Annotated in this window: 12 protein-coding genes; all 12 read left to right on the top strand. The window is 40.4% G+C overall.

Annotation, left to right across the window (positions count from 1 at the left end; all coding sequences use genetic code 11):
• The first annotated feature begins 6 nt into the window (after positions 1–6).
• The 12 genes from citG to IGL13_RS13065 all read left to right on the top strand — a co-directional run bounded on the left by citG (position 7) and on the right by IGL13_RS13065 (position 18,073).
• Positions 7–876: a triphosphoribosyl-dephospho-CoA synthase CitG gene (gene citG, locus IGL13_RS13120; protein WP_002355991.1), complete on the top strand. Its 870-nt coding sequence runs from the start codon at positions 7–9 to the stop codon at positions 874–876.
• A gap of 740 nt (positions 877–1,616) precedes the next feature.
• Positions 1,617–6,569, top strand: a complete 4,953-nt coding sequence (locus IGL13_RS13115) for an Ig-like domain-containing protein (RefSeq protein WP_025186121.1) — start codon at positions 1,617–1,619, stop codon at positions 6,567–6,569.
• Positions 6,570–6,801: 232 nt separating this feature from the next.
• Positions 6,802–8,199, top strand: a complete 1,398-nt coding sequence (gene mnmE, locus IGL13_RS13110) for a tRNA uridine-5-carboxymethylaminomethyl(34) synthesis GTPase MnmE (protein ID WP_002355989.1) — start codon at positions 6,802–6,804, stop codon at positions 8,197–8,199.
• Positions 8,200–8,218: 19 nt separating this feature from the next.
• A complete protein-coding gene (gene mnmG, locus IGL13_RS13105; protein WP_002355988.1) occupies positions 8,219–10,117 on the top strand; it encodes a tRNA uridine-5-carboxymethylaminomethyl(34) synthesis enzyme MnmG in 1,899 nt (632 codons plus the stop codon).
• A gap of 171 nt (positions 10,118–10,288) precedes the next feature.
• Complete coding sequence (locus IGL13_RS13100) at positions 10,289–11,089, top strand: SDR family oxidoreductase (protein ID WP_002378669.1); 801 nt, start codon at positions 10,289–10,291, stop codon at positions 11,087–11,089.
• Between the two features lie 15 nt (positions 11,090–11,104).
• Positions 11,105–12,967: a BglG family transcription antiterminator gene (locus IGL13_RS13095; RefSeq protein ID WP_002367533.1), complete on the top strand. Its 1,863-nt coding sequence runs from the start codon at positions 11,105–11,107 to the stop codon at positions 12,965–12,967.
• Positions 12,964–13,449, top strand: coding sequence for a transcriptional regulator GutM (locus IGL13_RS13090; RefSeq protein ID WP_002355985.1), 486 nt, complete (start codon positions 12,964–12,966; stop codon positions 13,447–13,449). Before IGL13_RS13095 ends, IGL13_RS13090 begins: the two co-directional genes overlap by 4 nt.
• Positions 13,449–14,003: a PTS glucitol/sorbitol transporter subunit IIC gene (srlA, locus tag IGL13_RS13085; protein ID WP_002355983.1), complete on the top strand. Its 555-nt coding sequence runs from the start codon at positions 13,449–13,451 to the stop codon at positions 14,001–14,003. The genes IGL13_RS13090 and srlA overlap by 1 nt, the downstream gene beginning before the upstream one ends.
• 16 nt (positions 14,004–14,019) lie before the next feature.
• A complete protein-coding gene (gene srlE / locus IGL13_RS13080) occupies positions 14,020–15,015 on the top strand; it encodes a PTS glucitol/sorbitol transporter subunit IIB (RefSeq protein WP_002355982.1) in 996 nt (331 codons plus the stop codon).
• 23 nt (positions 15,016–15,038) lie between these two features.
• Positions 15,039–15,395, top strand: a complete 357-nt coding sequence (locus IGL13_RS13075) for a PTS glucitol/sorbitol transporter subunit IIA (RefSeq protein ID WP_002355981.1) — start codon at positions 15,039–15,041, stop codon at positions 15,393–15,395.
• A gap of 27 nt (positions 15,396–15,422) precedes the next feature.
• Positions 15,423–16,100, top strand: a complete 678-nt coding sequence (locus IGL13_RS13070) for a fructose-6-phosphate aldolase (protein ID WP_002355980.1) — start codon at positions 15,423–15,425, stop codon at positions 16,098–16,100.
• A 200-nt stretch (positions 16,101–16,300) separates the two neighbouring features.
• Positions 16,301–18,073 carry an oleate hydratase gene (locus IGL13_RS13065; RefSeq protein ID WP_002378668.1) on the top strand — a complete coding sequence of 591 codons (1,773 nt, stop codon included), beginning with the start codon at positions 16,301–16,303 and terminating at the stop codon, positions 18,071–18,073.
• The last annotated feature ends 366 nt before the right edge of the window (positions 18,074–18,439 follow it).

Raw genomic sequence — 18,439 nt, 5'->3', positions numbered from 1 at the left:
AAGGCAATGACAAAGCAAGCAAGGAGTAAATTAGCGCAGCAAGCACAATTGGCACTACTCTATGAAGTGACCTGTTTAAATAAACCAGGCTTGGTGGATCCAGTCGATGCAGGCGCCCATCAAGATATGGATGTTTTCACTTTTTTAGAAAGTAGTGTGGTTTTGACTCCTTATTTTGAAACCTTCGTTCAAGCTGGGACAGAGCTACGTCATTTGCCGATTGAGGCAACATTTCGCGCAATTCGACAAGTTGGTTTAGAAGCAGAACGAGCGATGTTTGAGGCAACAGAAGGTATCAATACACATAAAGGAGCGATTTTTTCTCTAGGTATTTTTTTAGCTATCTGTGGTCGTTTAATGATTTGGGAGACCCCTTGCACCTTACAATTGTTTCAACAAACGCTTCAAACAATGACGCAAGACTTATTGGCTGACTTTGAAAACCTCGCTACGAATGAGCTAGAAAAACTAACTTGGGGTGAACGACTATTTGTTCAGCATGGCTTGACTGGAATCCGTGGTGAGGCGCAACAAGGTTATCCCGCTGTCTTTGAACAGGGAGTGCCTTATTATCAAAAACATCAAGGCACACAACAACAAAAACTCATTGATACGCTCCTTTATTTATCGCTCTATGTTGAGGATACGAATTTGATTAAACGAAGTCAAAATGTCCAAATTTTTGAAATATATCAACCGTTAATCCAGGAATATTTTGCTTTAGGGGGGACACAAACGTTACGGGGAACCCTTTGTTTAGAAAGATTGAATCACTTATTCAAAGAAAAAAATTGGAGTATTGGTGGCAGTGCAGATGCTTTAATTTTGGTGGTGTTTTTAGATAAACTAATGAAATTAAATTGGCTGACCCCTTAATTAAAAAGATAGTTACAACGCTGATTTGGTCAGTTATTTTGACCTTATATGCTTATGGAAAGGTCTCAAGAGAATTCAAGAAAGCGATTGACAAATACCACGAAACACAGTATATTTTATTACGAAATCATTCTTATCAGAGTATACAAATACGATGATAAACAGTTGAAGCGAATCTTGATTTGCTTTTCCTAAACCTGATTCTTTTAGAATCAGGTTTTTGTTTATCTAAAAGGCGGCATTCGTTCAAAAACGGCTGTCGCCTTTTTTTATGAAATTTTTTTAATATAAAAAATTTCATAAAAAAATCTTAAAAACAGAAAAAATTGTTATAGATTAGAGTCATTTTTTTGATGTAAAGTTTTTATGACTTACAGCCATAAAATTGATAAAAACAGTCAAAGAAGCAGAAAAAATAATAGTGGAATTTCTCAAAAAAATAAAAAAATTTTCCGTTATTTAATTATCGATTTATCAAACGATAAGTTATAATAAAATAATTTATTTATCTTTAATGATTGAGGAGAAATGTATAAACTTCCTCATTTTCCTCTCATTGTATAATAACTCACTAATGAATTAGTGAGTTTTTTAACATATCCAGGATGTTTGTTATCAAATGAATTTTTATATAAAAATTCACAGCATTATATTTTGAAAAGCTGAGGAAATGTACTAAACTGCAGGTGTTAAATCCATTTAAATCGCTAAAGGGGGAGATGAACAACTAGGGGAAGCTAATGATCTTGGTATTTATCGTTTATTTTAAAGAAAAGAGGGACGATCAGATGAAAAAGAAAATTGTTGAGGATTTTAATCGGAAAAGTCAGCATAAAAAATGGACAAAACGCAAGATGCTTAATTTAGCAATATCAAGTGGTTTATTATTTACGTCATTAGCAATCCCTGTAAGTATAGCTGTTACCTCTGGCACAATCAGTGCATCAGCAGCGGTCTTGGATATCGAACTATTATCAAATGTTACGTCAAATAATGACAGTGGCACTTCAACGAGTAATCGTTGGACAGCCGCAAACCAAAATCAACCAGTTAATTTCACGGTTTCTGGTGGCGCTTTAGCAGATGCTTCCGCTGTGTTTAGTGGACAAAAACAAGCGGTGTTAGTGGTTCCTCCTGAGTTAAGAGGAAATGTAGCTGCAGCAGGCAGCGCAGCAATCAATACCAATGTCACGATTGATCTTTCAAAAGTTACTTTTTTGACCGCCGTTTTGAATGCAGCCAATGATTTAACCAATGTCATTACTCAAATTACCAGTGGAGCGTTAGGGAATTTAACTGGTGTTGATATTGATCTGACGGAAGTGAATCGTCAGTTGGAATTAGTGAATAACATTGAAAACTTAGGTGCTGCTTCATTTACAGCTCCGGAAACGTTAGCAGCTGACGGCTCATACATTAGCGCACCAATTAGTGATGGTTTAGGGTTAGTTTTAGCCCAAAATGTTTCAAACATCTTACAAGATTTGAATGCGGCAGTTCAAGCTTTGGAGGCAAAAGGAACCAGTATCCCAAGTAATCTTGTCGCCACAGCCATAAATGCAGCCTTGCTTCCTGTCAAAGGCACGGTAAACGTGGCTGTTTCAGGTGCTTTGCCTTTATTAGCGGTTGGTGGTTCAGGTGTGAATGAGTTAGTGGATGCTTCTTTACTAGGCGCAACTACGGTTACTTTACCAACTACCGTTTCAACACCTCAAAATTTATCCAATAATTTAGATGCTCGTTTTGTAGGAACAGTCGTTCAAACAGATCTTTTAGACGTTAATTTATTAGCAACAGCAGACGGTGTATCCAACATTTATTTTGCTGCAGGTACTACTAGTGAAGTAACCGCACCTACCGTAACAGGAGTAACAGGCAATTCAACGGCAGGTTACGAAGTTAAAGGAACTGCCGATGCCAATGCCACGGTTGAAATCCGAAATGCAGGAGGTGCCGTGATAGGTACAGGTACTGCTGATGGGACAGGGGCATTTACAGTTACCATTCCCGCAGGTGAAGCAGGTGCTAATGAAACGTTAACCGCCGTAGCGAAAAACGCCAGCGGCACAGAAAGTACGCCAACAACGTTCCAAACACCAGCGGATGAAGCAACCGTAACCGCACCAACAATCACAGGAGTGACAGGTAATTCAACGGCAGGTTACGAAGTTAAAGGAACTGCCGACGCCAATGCCACGGTTGAAATCCGAAATGCAGGAGGCACCGTAATAGGTACAGGTACCGCCGATGGGACAGGGGCATTTACAGTTACCATTCCCGCAGGTGAAGCAGGTGCTAATGAAACGTTAACCGCCGTAGCGAAAAACGCCAGCGGCACAGAAAGCACGCCAACAACGTTCCAAACACCAGCGGATGAAGCAACCGTAACCGCACCAACAATCACAGGAGTAACAGGCAATTCAACAGCAGGTTACGAGATCAAAGGCACCGCCGACGCCAATGCCACGGTTGAGATCCGAAATGCAGGAGGTGCCGTGATAGGTACAGGTACTGCTGATGGGACAGGGGCATTTACAGTTACCATTCCCGCAGGTGAAGCAGGTGCGAATGAAACGTTAACCGCCGTAGCGAAAAACGCCAGCGGTACAGAAAGTACGCCAACAACGTTCCAAACGCCAGCGGATCCTAATACGCCCGTGGCGACGCCAATTGTTGAGACTGTAACAGGTAGTACAACAAAAGGCTATGAGGTCAAAGGGACTGCTGAAGTTGGCACCACCATTGAGGTTCGCGATGCAGCTGGCACGGTCCTTGGTACTGCAACAACTGGAACTGACGGAAAATATACAGTGACTTTAGATTCAGGAACAGCAACAGCAAATCAAACGCTGAGCGTTGTAGCGAAAAACGCTAGTGGCACGGAAAGTCAACCAGCAACGGCGACAACACCAGCTGATGTCACTGCACCAACAGTTGATAACATCACAGGCAACTCTGGTTCGGGTTATGAAATTACAGGAACAGCAGACCCTAACACAACAATCGAAGTTCGTGATCCATCTGGGGCAGTCATTGGTACAGGTACCTCTGATGCGAATGGTGATTTTACTGTAACGCTACCAACGGGAACGACCAATCCTGGGGATACGTTAACAGTGATTGGAAAGGATAACGCAGGAAATGAAAGTCAACCGACTGAAGTCCTTGTTCCTGCTGATGCTACGGTTACAGCACCAACTGTAACAGGAGTAACAGGTAATTCAGTTGCTGGTTATCAGGTGACAGGCACCGCTGATCCGAATGCTACCATCGAAATTCGTGATGCAGATGGGAACGTGATTGCAACAGGGACTGCCGATGGGACTGGTTCCTTTGCTGTGAACCTTCCAGCTGGGACGGCAAATGCGAATGAAACATTGACAGCGTTAGCCAAAGATCCTGCTGGCAATACAAGTACACCGACAACCTTCCAAACACCAGCAGATGAAGTAGTGGCACCGCCAAGTGTCGACAAAGTTACTGGGAATACAACACAAGGATATCAAGTGACAGGTACCGCTGAACTTGGCACCACCATTGAAGTTCGTGCAACAGACGGAACAGTTTTAGGCACCGCAACAACTGGACCGACTGGCCAATATACTGTGACGTTAGCTTCAGGAAAAGCAACAGCTAAACAAACAGTGAATGTAGTTGCTAAAAATGATACTGGACTTGAGAGTCAACCAACTACAGCTATGACACCCGCTGATGTTACCACACCAACAATTGGTGACATTACTGGAGATTCAACAACTGGTTATGAAATCACTGGGACGGCGGACCCTAATACCACCATTGAAGTACGGAACCCAGATGGAACAATTATTGGTACAACGACAACGGATGATCAAGGAAACTTTACTGTGGACCTTCCAGCGGGAGCCGCTAATCCTGGTGATACATTAACAGTTGTTGGAAAAGACGGTGACGGCAATGAAAGTCAACCAACGGAAGTGACGGTCCCTGAAGATGCAACCGTAGCAGCACCAACTGTGACGACTGTTACAGGAACAACTGCCACTGGGTATCAAGTAACCGGCACGGCAGAGCCAAATGTCACCATTGAGATTCACAATGAAGCAGGTTTAGTTATTGCTACGGGAACGACTGATGGTGCTGGCGCCTTTACAATCACTCTTCCGACGGGCACAGCAACAGCTAACGAAGCCTTAACTGCCATTGCGAAAGATGCTGCTGGGAAAGAAAGTAATCCGACTGCTTTCAAAACACCTGCTGATCCAGATGCACCAGTCACGACACCTACTGTTGACAAAATCACTGGTAGCACGACAAAAGGGTATCAAGTAGTAGGAGCAGCAGAAGTTGGTACAACAGTTGAGGTGCGTGATGCCGATGGCACAGTCCTTGGCATGGCAACTACTGGAACTGATGGCAAATACACAGTGACTTTAGAGCCAGGGAAGGCCTCAGCTAACGAAACAATAACTGTCGTAGCGAAAAATGCAACAGGAAAAGAAAGTCAGCCAGCTACAGCAACTACACCAGCCGACTTAGCCACACCAACCATTGATTCTATTACCGGAAATTCTGGTAAAGGTTACGAAATCACTGGAACGGCGGAGCCCAAAACCACTATTGATGTCCGTGACGCAGACGGAACCATCATTGCTGCTACCACTGCTAACGAAACCGGCCAATATACGGTGACTCTACCAGCTGGCGTAGTGACACCAGGAGAAACGATTACGATTATTAGCAAAGATGGCGCTGGCAATGAAAGTCAACCAGCTACAGCCGTTATTCCAGCGGATGTTGTTTTAGCGGCGCCAACTATTACGAAGGTTGAAGGAAACAAAGCCAATGGCTATACAGTCACTGGAACTGCTGATCCAAATGTCACGGTTCAATTTTACAATAGCAGTGAACAATTATTGGCAAGTGGCAATACAACTACTGGAGGCACCTTCTCCGTTCATATTGCAGCAGGGTTAGCAACAGAAAAAGAAACGTTAACCGCACTAACCACAGATACACAAGGAAATGTGAGTCCTAAAACCACATTTATGACGCCAGCCGATATTACGGGAGAACCAGAAATTAAAATTGCGGCACCAACTGTTTCTTCAGTTTTAGGAACGTCTAAAGCCGGCTACCTCATCAAAGGAACAGCTGAACCAAACCGAATCATTCAAATTAGCAACCGACTATTAAGAAGTGTGATTGCTGTAGGTGCCACCGATGCTGAAGGCAACTTCGCTATCCAATTAACAGCGGGACAAGCGACTGCTCAACAAAGTTTACTTGCGACAGCTACCGATGGCGCAGGACATTACAGTACGGCTACAACCTTCATGACACCAGCCGACCCAACGAATCCTGGAGGAGGCAATGGTAACACTGGCGGAAATAACGGCAATACAGGAAACAATGGCGCAACTGGCGGGAATAATGGGAATGGTTCAAACACAGGTTCAAATCCAAATGGAGGTTCTGGTTTAGGCACAACAGGTTCTGGCTTAGGTTCACTAGGCAATGGCCTCGGTACAAATGGTAGTGGCTACCACCCTAAACTAAGCACCATCAGTTATGGCACTGGAAATCACGGGAAAACAGGCTTCTTACCTAGCACAGGTGAAAAAGAGTCTTCAGCCGTGACAACAAGTTTGTTTGGCGCCTTTGTCGCACTCCTTGCGAGCATGGGAATCATCAAACGCAAACGTAAAAACTAGCTCTCTCCTTTAATTCCTATAGATGAGAAAACGTATTGTTGAGAATTCCCCACTCAATGATACGTTTTCTCGTTCCATTTAATGAAGAAAAATTGCCAAATAGAATAAAATGTGCTATTCTATTTTCAGAAAATCGAAGGAACAAGCAGTGAAAGTGCTAAATCCAACCTGAATTTTTTAATGCAGGAGGAGTGGGCGCTTTTTTTGTTGTTATGAAGAAAGGAAGCTAATTATGCAATCAGCTACAATGGAATTTGATACAATTGCGGCGATTTCTACGCCGCCAGGTGAAGGTGCGATTAGTATTGTTCGTTTAAGTGGCGAGCAAGCAGTTGCTATTGCAAACAAAGTTTATCGGTCAGGCACTAAAGATTTAGCTAAAGTCCCCACGCACACGATTCATTATGGTCATATTGTTGATCCGCAAAACGATCAATTGATTGATGAAGTCATGCTTTCTGTGATGCGGGCACCGAAAACATTTACACGAGAAGACGTGGTAGAAATTAACTGTCATGGCGGCATTGTCGTGGTGAACCAACTACTGCAATTACTGTTACGTGAAGGCGCACGAATGGCCGAACCTGGGGAATTTACAAAACGTGCTTTTCTAAATGGCCGAATGGATCTTTCACAAGCAGAAGCAGTGATGGACTTAATCCGTGCTAAAACGGATAAAGCGATGAATGTTGCATTGAACCAATTGGATGGTAACTTGTCGGCGTTAATTCGTTCATTAAGACAAGAAATTTTAAATACTTTAGCACAAGTAGAAGTTAATATCGATTATCCAGAGTATGATGATGTCGAAGAATTAACCACGAAATTACTTTTAGAAAAAGCCGAATTTGTGAAAGCGCAGATTCAACAATTATTAACGACCGCTAAACAAGGAAAAATTTTGCGAGAAGGCCTAAGTACAGCAATTATTGGCCGACCAAATGTCGGGAAATCCAGTTTGTTAAACCATCTGTTACGAGAAGAAAAAGCCATCGTTACAGATATTGCTGGAACGACACGTGATGTCATTGAAGAATACGTTAACGTTCGCGGCGTTCCTTTAAAATTAATTGATACAGCTGGGATTCGCGAAACAGAAGACATTGTGGAACGAATTGGTGTCGAACGCAGCCGCAAAGCGTTAGCAGATTCGGATTTAATTTTGTTAGTCTTAAATCAAAGCGAAGAATTGACAGAGGAAGATCGTCAACTGTTGGAAGCAACGAAAGGCTTAAAACGCGTTATTCTTTTAAATAAAATGGACTTACCGACAAAACTAGATCCTAACGAATTACAAGAATTAGTCCCTGCAGAAGAAATTTTATCCGTTTCGGTGTTGTCAAACACAGGCTTAGACCAGTTAGAAGCGAAAATTGCTGATCTTTTCTTTGGCGGCCAAACAGGCGAAAAAGATGCTACCTATATTTCTAATACACGTCATATTGCTTTGCTGGATCAAGCAGCGCTTTCGTTACAAGAAGTGATTAACGGCATCGAAGCAGGTATGCCAGTCGATTTAGTTCAAATTGATATGACCCGTTGTTGGGATTATTTAGGGGAAATCGTCGGCGATAGTGTCCAAGATGAATTAATTACACAGTTATTTAGTCAATTTTGTTTAGGAAAATAAGACAAGAGAGGAATTTTTTATGAATCAATATCAAGCAGAATCATATGATGTTATTGTCGTCGGTGCTGGACATGCTGGCTCTGAAGCAGCCTTAGCAGCCGCACGAATGGGCGTTAAAACGTTACTTTTAACAATTAATTTAGATATGGTTGCTTTTATGCCATGTAACCCTTCTGTTGGTGGACCTGCCAAAGGAGTCGTTGTCCGAGAAATCGATGCATTAGGCGGTGAAATGGGTAAAAACATTGATAAAACCTACATCCAAATGCGGATGCTAAATACTGGTAAAGGTCCAGCAGTGCGTGCGTTGCGCGCGCAAGCTGACAAACATGCCTATGCGACAGAAATGAAACATACCATTGAAAAAGAAGAAAATTTAACCCTTCGTCAAGGGATTGTTGAAGAATTAATCGTGGAAGATGGCGTTTGTCGTGGTGTTGTAACTTCAACAGGTGCCGCATACCGTAGTCAAGCAGTGGTGATTACTGCCGGTACTGCCTTGCGTGGCGAAATTATTATTGGTGAATTAAAATATTCATCAGGACCAAACAATTCGCAACCTTCCGTTGGTTTAGCCAATCATTTAAAAGAATTAGGTTTAGAAATCGATCGCTTTAAAACAGGAACGCCGCCGCGAGTAAAATCAAGTACGATTGATTATTCTGTGACAGAGGAACAACCAGGCGATAAAGAACCCAACCACTTTAGTTACAGCACGCCAGATAGTGCCTACAATCAAAACCAAGAACCTTGTTGGTTAACTTATACGAATGAAACAACGCATGAAATTATTCAAAAAAATCTACACCGCGCCCCAATGTTTACTGGGATTGTTGAAGGTGTGGGCGCTCGGTATTGTCCATCCATCGAGGACAAAATTGTTCGTTTTGCAGACAAACCAAGACACCAATTGTTCTTGGAACCAGAAGGGTTGAATACCGAAGAAGTTTACGTCCAAGGCTTATCTACTTCTTTACCAGAAGATGTCCAAACAGAAATGCTTCATTCTATTGAAGGATTAGAAAAAGTAGAAATGATGCGTACAGGTTACGCCATTGAATACGATGTGGTAGTCCCTCACCAATTACGCCCAACATTAGAAACAAAGGTCATTGAGAATCTTTATACAGCAGGTCAAACGAACGGAACTAGTGGCTACGAAGAAGCTGCTGGTCAAGGCTTGATGGCAGGAATTAATGCTGCATTGAAAATTCAAGGCAAAGAGCCTCTTGTTTTAAAACGTAGTGATGGCTATATTGGCGTCATGATTGACGATTTAGTTACAAAAGGCACTAACGAACCTTATCGCTTATTAACGTCACGTGCGGAGTATCGTTTGATTTTACGACATGACAATGCGGACTTACGTTTAACAGAAATGGGTCATGAAATTGGCTTAGTCAAAGAAGAACAATATGCCGCCTATCTAGTCAAAAAAGCGGCTGTTGAAGCGGAAATTGCCCGCTTAGGCAAACATCGGATTAAACCAACCAAAGAAGTGCAAGCATTTTTGGAAACCAAAGGCGCTGCTGGCTTAAAAGATGGTATTTTAGCTAGAGATTTTCTGAAACGCCCAGAAATCAGTTATCAAGAAGTCGCTCAATTTATTCCCGCACCTGAAGAGGCGCTCGATCCGAAAGTGATTGAACAAGTAGAAATTCAAATCAAGTACGAAGGCTACATTAAAAAAGCCATGGAAAAAGTTGAGAAACTAAAACGCATGGAAGCAAAACGCATTCCAGAAAACATTGATTACCAAGCGATTAACGGCTTGGCTACAGAAGCAAAACAAAAACTACAAAAAATCCAACCAGAAACGATTGCCCAAGCAAGCCGTATCAGCGGTGTGAACCCCGCTGACATTAGCATTTTGATGGTCTACATCGAACAAGGAAAAATCGCGAAAGTGCAAGGATAATAAAAATTTGAAGCAGTTGCTTCTTCACGGATGATTGATTGTGAAGAAGCAACTGCTTTTTTGTTTTGAATTAGTCTACTTTTTTTTCTAAACTGCAAAAAAAGACTGTCTTAAATAATTTCACAAACTGACCTATACTGAAAGCGCAAACAAATGATAGGAGTGGAACAAATGACAGATTGGTTAGGAATTAAAGGAAAAGTAGTGCTTGTTACAGGAGGCTCATCTGGTATTGGTCGCAGCATTGTTGAAAGCTTGTTAGCGCAAGAGGTCTATGTCGCTAATTTTGATATTTCAGCATCAGAAACGCAACATGAGCATTTACTCTTTGTGAAAGTCGATGTAACTTCTCGAGCAGAAGTAGAAGCGGGTGTCGCTCAAGTGGTGGAAAAATTTGGAACCGTAGATGGCCTAGTAAATAACGCCGGAATCAATATTCCTCGTCTATTGGTGGATAAAAATCATCCTCATGGGCCTTATGAATTATCGGATGAGGTATTCGACAAAATTGTAGCCATCAATCAAAAAGGGCTCTACCTAATGAGCCAAGCAGTGGGCCGGATTCTTGTACAAAAACAAGCAGGTGTCATTATTAATATGTCTTCAGAAGCTGGATTAGAAGGCTCCGAAGGGCAAAGCGCCTACGCTGCAACGAAAGCAGCGGTCAGCAGTTATACACGTTCATGGGCTAAAGAGTTAGGAAAATCAAACGTCCGTGTCGTGGGGATTGCGCCAGGTATTATGGAAGAAACGGGCTTGCGCACTTTAGCATACGAAGAAGCATTGGCTTATACACGAAATATTTCTGTTGAGCAATTGCGAGCAGGTTATTCAAAAACAAGTACGATTCCATTAGGTCGTAGCGGAAAACTCCATGAAGTCGCTGACTTAGTATGCTATTATTTATCAGACCGTTCAAGCTATATTACAGGCATCACCACAAACGTAGCTGGAGGTAAAACAAGAGGATAGAGGTGGGAAAACTAAATGACGCTAGTAAATAGATGGTACCAAGTAATAAAATTACTAGTTGATCACAAAGGAATGAGCTTACAGGAATTGCAAGAAAAATTAGCCGCAAGTCCTCAAACAGTTCGTAAAAACATTGATACATTGAATGATGAATTAATCGGTATCGCCCAAATTATTCAGAAGGAAAATCTCTTTCAGTTAGAAATCAATAACTTTGAAGGTTTTGAAGAGGTTTTGTCTGGACGGCTAAAAAGGGAATCTGATTTTAATTCTTCAAGCAAGCGTGTTTCCTACATTATCAAACGATTAATAGAAGAAGATCAATTTATTTCAACTTATGATTTATCCGAAGAACTCGCCGTTAGTCGCGGCACAGTTAATAAAGACATTAAGCGCATGAAAGAGCTGATTGCTCCTTGGCAGGTTGCGGTTGTAGGTACGCCAAACCGTGGCATTCATTTAGAAGGAAAAGAGTTTGATTTACGCTTACTTCATGTGAATTACGTCCAAGAATATTTTGAAGAACAGTTTCTTCATGAAACTACCAAACAAATGATACAAAAAATAATCAAAGAAACAAGACTAGCAAAACAAGATAGTTTTCTTTTACGAAGAGTGGTTTCAATTGTTTTGCAGCGTGTTTTAGCTGGAAAACTCATTACGGAACTACCACCAGAATATGTTGATTATGTTCGTCATAACGAGCAGATTGAAGAACTGATGTATCACTTGGAAATAACCTATAATGTAACGTTAAGCCAATGGGAACGTTCCTTTATCAGCTTTCCTTTTAACATCAACACAAACCATATTCGTAATTCTTTATTGGCTGATGAAGGACTCTTAGCTGACTATTTTCAAAAAATGATGAAAAAAATTCATCATTCAGTTGTTGTTGAATTTGATGAGGACTTCTTGTTTTCAGAAATGAAAGATCATTTAAGAAACGTGATGAATCGACTCGTTTTTCATGTGGAGTGTCACGATTTATTTTACGGAGAAATTGAACGACAATATCCTTTGGCCTATGAATTAGCCAAGATCGGCTTGCAAGAATTGGGCCGTTTGTTAAATCGTTGTGTGCCGACGGTTGAATTTGGGTATCTCGCTTTGTATTTTGAGCTAGCATTGAGAGGGAACTATGAAGCGGGAGCCAAAAAAGAAATCGCTGTAATCTGCAGTACAGGTCATGGAACGGCCTTGATCATTCAGCGGCAATTGGAAAAAGTTTTGGGTCCAGACGTCCAGATTGCCCATTTTTCTGAAGAAGAGGCAGAGAGAAGAGAATTGAATCAATATTTTGCTATTTTTACAACCATTCCCTTAAAAAATATTCGACCACAAACACCGATGATCCATTTAACTAATTTATTTAACGATACTTGGCTCAGAAATGAGTGGCAGAGAGCAAAAGAAATTCGTTCCGTGGAATCTCAAAATATTCATATGACCTATCAATTATTAGAGAATACTCAAGGTTACCGAGCGAATATCCAGAAAATGATTGCTGATTTAGAAGCAGAAAAATTAGTAGATCCCCAATTTATCGAACGAATTTTTACTAGAGAAGATCAACAAACAACTATTTTTGAATCGGGGATTGCCTTTCCCCATACAATTAATCAAGCCTTACCAACGATTATTTTATCGATTGGGGTTTTTGAAGAATCACTGGTTACACCAGAAGGTAAAGTTGATGTTATTTTGCTGTTGGGTATTCCAGAAGAGCTGACTGCCACTGTTGAAGCAGAGTTACTACAACTATATGACCGCTTGTTTACAATCGCAGGAGACGAACGTTTACGTAATGAGTTACGGAAGCAACGAGATGTTTTAGCGGTTAAAGAGTGGATGCAAAGGAAGGGGATTATCATATGAGTTTTATCTACGTATTCGGAGCGCTTTTTTTAACAGCTTACTTCGTTCAGATAGCTATGGGAATGAAACAGATTAAACACTTTAATCAAAACTACCAAGAATTGCGACAATTAGGAAAAGTCGCGATTGGTCGACGTGCAGGAAAGTTAAAAGCAGGCACGATTATCTTGTTTGCTGTGGATTCACAAGGGAAAATCTTAGCCGCTAGAAAGATGCAAGGTGTCACCGTTCTAGCTAAATTTCATCCCTTACCTCAGTACGTGAACGAGGATATTCATTATATGGATCATTACCATCCACTCGTACAAAAGGAAAATAAATTAACCCAACAAGCGATGGAAAATGCACGAGAAATTTACTTACGTGTTGAGCTTGGCAATTATCAAGAAACACAACCATTAACGCCGCTTAATGGAGCCAAAATTCAATGGCAATTATGGAAAAATAAAGTACAAACAAAATTGAAAGGAAGTGTCGAGTAATGTCTTATATTACAAAATTTGCGGAAGGATTTATGCACCTTTTCCAAACAGGAGCAGAAACATTTATTTCTTGGATGACAGGCATCGTACCTGTTGTTTTGATGTTAATGGTAGCTATGAATACTTTAATTGCTTTTCTAGGAGAAGAAAGAGTAACCAAAGTAGCCAAACTTTCTGCCAAAAATCCTGTTACGCGGTATTTAGTGCTGCCTTTTTTATCCGCTTTTATGTTAGGCAATCCAATGTCCTTTACGATGGCTCGATTTTTACCAGAATACTATAAACCTAGCTATTATGCTGCACAAGCGCAATTTTGTCATACCAGTAATGGAGTTTTTCCTCATATTAATCCTGGTGAATTGTTCGTTTGGTTAGGGATTGCGCAAGGGATTGATACGTTAGGACTAAATTCGATGGACCTAGCGATTCGCTATATGTTTGTAGGGATATTAATGAATTTTATTGGCGGTTGGGTTACCGATTTCACTACCGCCTATGTTTGCAAACAACAAGGAATTACCCTTAGTAAAACAGTAGAGATTGCTGTGGATTAGAAAGGAGCAAGGTGAGATGACGTACAATAGTATTAAGGTAGTTAAAGGAAATGGCGGTTATGGTGGGCCCTTAGTGATTACACCGACAGAAGAAAAACATAAATTTATTTACATTACAGGTGGCGGCGAGAAACCCGCAATTGTTGATAAAATCGTAGAATTGACAGGAATGGAAGCGGTCAATGGTTTTAAGACATCGATTCCAGATGATGAAATCGCATTAGCCATTATTGATTGTGGAGGCACTCTTCGTTGCGGAATTTATCCTAAAAAAGGAATTCCTACTATTAACGTTGTTCCAACTGGCAAAAGTGGTCCCTTAGCACAATACATTAATGAGACAATTTATGTTTCCGCTGTAGGCCCGAAACAGATTACATTGACATCAGAAGAAGCTGCTGCTGATACAGAAAAGCCCACCTCAAAAAAAACAGAATTTAAATATGATACAAGTAAAAAAATTACTGAACAAAAAGCGGAACAACAAAGTTTTGTTGCGAAAATTGGTATGGGTGCAGGAAAAGTTGTAGCGACATTCAACCAATCAGCCCGTGAAGGCGTACAAACGATGATCAACACAGTGATTCCGTTTATGGCATTTGTTTCTTTATTAATTGGTGTGATTCAAGGTTCAGGAATTGGTGAATTTTTTGCCAATATCATGGCGCCATTGGCAGGAAACATTGTGGGTTTAACAATTATTGGTTTTATTTGTTCTCTGCCATTTCTTTCTCCTTTATTAGGTCCTGGAGCAGTAATCAGCCAAGTAATTGGTACGTTAATTGGTGTGGAAATTGGGAAAGGCAACATTCCGCCACAACTAGCCTTACCAGCATTGTTTGCTATTAATACACAAAACGCGTGCGACTTTATTCCCGTGGGTTTAGGCTTGGAAGAAGCTGAAGCTGAAACCGTTGAAGTCGGGGTCCCTTCTGTTTTATATTCTCGTTTCTTAAATGGTGCCCCTCGAGTACTAGTTGCTTGGTTAGCAAGTTTTGGATTGTATAGTTAAAAAATTTTTTTGGAGGATGGGAAATGTCAGTATTTACAACAAAGGTTCAGTCTATTGGACCAGAAGCCGAATTATTTAAAGAAGAAAAAATGGTCATCTTATTTGGAAAAGATGCACCAGATGCTTTAGCAGATTATTGTTATAACATTGAGGTTCAGCCAGTCACAGAAGCGATTACGGACAAGCAAACGTTAGTGATTGATGAACAAACTTACCAGATTACCGCTGTAGGCGAGGTAGTATTAACTAATTTAGACACATTGGGTCACATTACTATTAAATTTGATGGCGCAACAACACCTGAATTACCAGGTACATTATATGTTGAAGAAAAAGCTATTCCTGAAATAACTGTTGGTACAACAATCACTATTCTATAATTATCGTTTAAGGGAGGAACGTAAAAGATGGAATTTATGCTAGATACAATTAATCTTGAGGCTATTCGAAAGTATCAGAAAATTTTACCACTGGCAGGCGTAACGTCTAATCCCAGTATTGTTAAACAAGCAGGAAAAATTGACTTCTTTGCGCAGATGAAAGAAATCAAAAAAACGATTGGACAAGCGAGTTTGCACGTCCAAGTGGTCGGTCAAACGACAGAAGAGATGCTAGAAGATGCCCAAACCATTGTACAACAATTAGGCCAAGAAACATTCATTAAAATCCCAGTCAATGAAGCAGGCTTGGCAGCCATCAAACAACTAAAGCAGGCAAATTATCGGATAACAGCAACCGCTATTTATACAGAATTTCAAGGCTACCTAGCGATTGCGGCAGGTGCAGATTATTTAGCACCGTATTATAATAGGATGGAGAATTTAACAATTGATTCTCAAAAGGTTATTGAGCATTTAGCTGCAGAAATTAAACGGACGAACGCAAAGAGTAAGATCTTAGCTGCTAGTTTTAAAAACGTGGCACAAATTAATCAAGCCTGTCAAATGGGGGCGCAAGCGGTCACTATCGCACCAGAACTCGTGACACAAGGCTTGGCAATGCCCGCCATTCAAAAAGCAGTAACTGATTTTCAGGAAGATTGGGTTGCTGTTTTTGGAGTAGAAACGGTAAACGAATTAGCATAAAAAGAACGAGAAGAAAAAGCGGCCATTTTTCTTCTCGTTCTTTTTTTGTTTCACATGAAACATCTACGATTATTCACTTGCTCAAAAATTAGACAATTTTCTTTATTTGTCAAAGAATTTCTTAAAAAAAAGGGTTATCTTTTGGGTATTTTTTTTGGTAGCAGTATGATGAGGGTATCAAATGATAGGAGGAAACGAGAATGAGATACACAAATGGAAATTATGAAGCATTTGCTCGACCAAGAAAACCAAAAGGTGTCGATGACAAGAGTGCCTACATTGTTGGTGGTGGCCTAGCAGGTTTAGCAACGGCTGTTTTCTTAATTCGTGACGGTCAAATGAAGGGCGAAAATATTCACATTTTTGAAGAACTCACGCTGTCTGGCGGTTCTTTAGATGGTAAATTTATTCCCCATGATGGCTTTGTCACTCGCGGCGGACGCGAAATGGAAAACCATTTCGAGTGTTTGTGGGATCTATTTCGTTCGGTACCATCATTAGAAGTAGAAGATGCCTCTGTCCTAGATGAGTTTTACCGGTTAGATTTAGATGATCCGAATTCTTCAAATTGCCGCATTATTCATAACCGTGGCGAACGTGTCCCCGATGATGGACAATTTACTTTATCCAAAAAAGCACAAAAAGAAATCGTTGATTTATTTATGACTTCTGAAGATCAATTAATTGGCAAAAAAATTGAAGATGTTTTCGGCGAAGAATTTTTTGAATCCAACTTTTGGATCTATTGGTGTTCAATGTTTGCTTTTGAAAAATGGCACTCTGCCATTGAAATGCGCCGTTACATCATGCGCTTTATCCACCACATCAAAGGTTTGCCTGACTTTACAGCCTTGAAGTTTACCAAATACAATCAATACGAATCGTTAGTGAAACCATTACTAAGATTTTTAACCAATCAAGGGGTAGACTTTCAATATGAAACAACGATCAATGATATCCAAGTCGACATCAAAGGAGCTACTAAAGTTGCTCGGCGATTATTGTTGACACAAGCGGGCAAAACCAAAGAAATTCCTTTAACTGAAAATGATTTAGTCTTCGTAACGAATGGTTCAATTACTGAAAGTTCGACGCAAGGAGATCATCATACACCAGCACCAATTACTCATGAACTAGGGGGAAGTTGGAATCTCTGGAAAAACTTAGCAAAACAATCCCCAGAATTTGGGCACCCAGAAGTTTTCTGTGAAAATTTACCAGATGAAAGTTGGTTTGTCTCAGCAACGATTACGTGGGAAAATTTCGATATTGAACCGTATCTTTCTCGGTTAACACATCGTAAATTACGCACAGGAAAAATTGTCACAGGTGGTATTATTACTATCAAAGACTCTAATTGGATGATGAGTTTCGCTATGCATAGACAACCGCATTTTAAAGAACAAAATGATCAACAATCTATAACTTGGGTATATGGATTGCTTTCTAATAAACCAGGAAATTATATCAAAAAACCAATCGAACAATGTACAGGCCAAGAAATTACGCAAGAGTTACTTTATCATTTAGGGGTCCCAGAAGGGGAAATTGAACGTATTTCAGAAGAATCGGCTACCACTATTCCGGTTTATATGCCGTTTATCACTTCTTACTTTATGTTAAGAGAACCAGGCGATCGACCATTAGTTGTACCAAACGGCTCTAAAAATCTTGCTTTCATTGGGAACTTCGCAGATACTGAACGAGATACGGTGTTTACAACAGAGTATTCTGTACGGACAGCGATGGAAGCTGTTTATCAATTGCTAGAGGTTGAACGCGGAGTACCAGAAGTGTTTGCTTCTGCATACGACTTGCGCGTCTTAGCAAACTCTGTTTATTATTTATCTGACAAGAAAAAATTAACAGAAATGGATATGCCGTTCGTGGAACGCAAAATGGTTGAACACTTTGTGAAGAAATTTGAGGATACGTATATTGGTGATATTTTAAGAGAAAATCATTTAATTTAGTTGAAAGAGGTCGGGATAGAAGTGTTTAACTCCGAGAAATAAGAAGGAATTTCCGAAAATTGTTCTATAATTTTTGGAGAATTTCGGCTTATTTCCGAAGGAGTTGCTTCTGTTCCCGCCGTTTATCAGTTTTTGAGCGTGGAGCAAAAATCCAAAGTGATTTTTGTCCCATGCTCTTTTTTGTTGGATTATCAACCGTTGAATAAATATTCATTATTATGCATATTTCTTTTGTAATTTTATGGATATTAAATATATAATATGCTGAATGGGAGTAGCCAGTGGGCAACTTCGCAAAAAAATCTTAATTTCTGAAGAGACTTTTTCAAAATTTTGTTGAAAAGAAGGCGCATTTTTACCATAGTT

Source organism: Enterococcus sp. DIV1937 (assembly GCF_050535975.1).
In the GTDB taxonomy this organism is placed as follows: domain Bacteria; phylum Bacillota; class Bacilli; order Lactobacillales; family Enterococcaceae; genus Enterococcus; species Enterococcus faecalis.
This window is presented reverse-complemented; position numbering and strand designations above follow the sequence as displayed.

Excerpts from the sequence above, each read along its gene's own strand:
- citG (WP_002355991.1), top strand. The coding sequence starts at position 7 with ATGACAAAGCAAGCAAGGAGTAAATTAGCGCAGCAAGCACAATTGGCA.
- IGL13_RS13115 (WP_025186121.1), top strand. The coding sequence starts at position 1,617 with ATGATCTTGGTATTTATCGTTTATTTTAAAGAAAAGAGGGACGATCAG.
- mnmE (WP_002355989.1), top strand. The coding sequence starts at position 6,802 with ATGCAATCAGCTACAATGGAATTTGATACAATTGCGGCGATTTCTACG.
- mnmG (WP_002355988.1), top strand. The coding sequence starts at position 8,219 with ATGAATCAATATCAAGCAGAATCATATGATGTTATTGTCGTCGGTGCT.
- IGL13_RS13100 (WP_002378669.1), top strand. The coding sequence starts at position 10,289 with ATGACAGATTGGTTAGGAATTAAAGGAAAAGTAGTGCTTGTTACAGGA.
- IGL13_RS13095 (WP_002367533.1), top strand. The coding sequence starts at position 11,105 with ATGACGCTAGTAAATAGATGGTACCAAGTAATAAAATTACTAGTTGAT.
- IGL13_RS13090 (WP_002355985.1), top strand. The coding sequence starts at position 12,964 with ATGAGTTTTATCTACGTATTCGGAGCGCTTTTTTTAACAGCTTACTTC.
- srlA (WP_002355983.1), top strand. The coding sequence starts at position 13,449 with ATGTCTTATATTACAAAATTTGCGGAAGGATTTATGCACCTTTTCCAA.
- srlE (WP_002355982.1), top strand. The coding sequence starts at position 14,020 with ATGACGTACAATAGTATTAAGGTAGTTAAAGGAAATGGCGGTTATGGT.
- IGL13_RS13075 (WP_002355981.1), top strand. The coding sequence starts at position 15,039 with ATGTCAGTATTTACAACAAAGGTTCAGTCTATTGGACCAGAAGCCGAA.
- IGL13_RS13070 (WP_002355980.1), top strand. The coding sequence starts at position 15,423 with ATGGAATTTATGCTAGATACAATTAATCTTGAGGCTATTCGAAAGTAT.
- IGL13_RS13065 (WP_002378668.1), top strand. The coding sequence starts at position 16,301 with ATGAGATACACAAATGGAAATTATGAAGCATTTGCTCGACCAAGAAAA.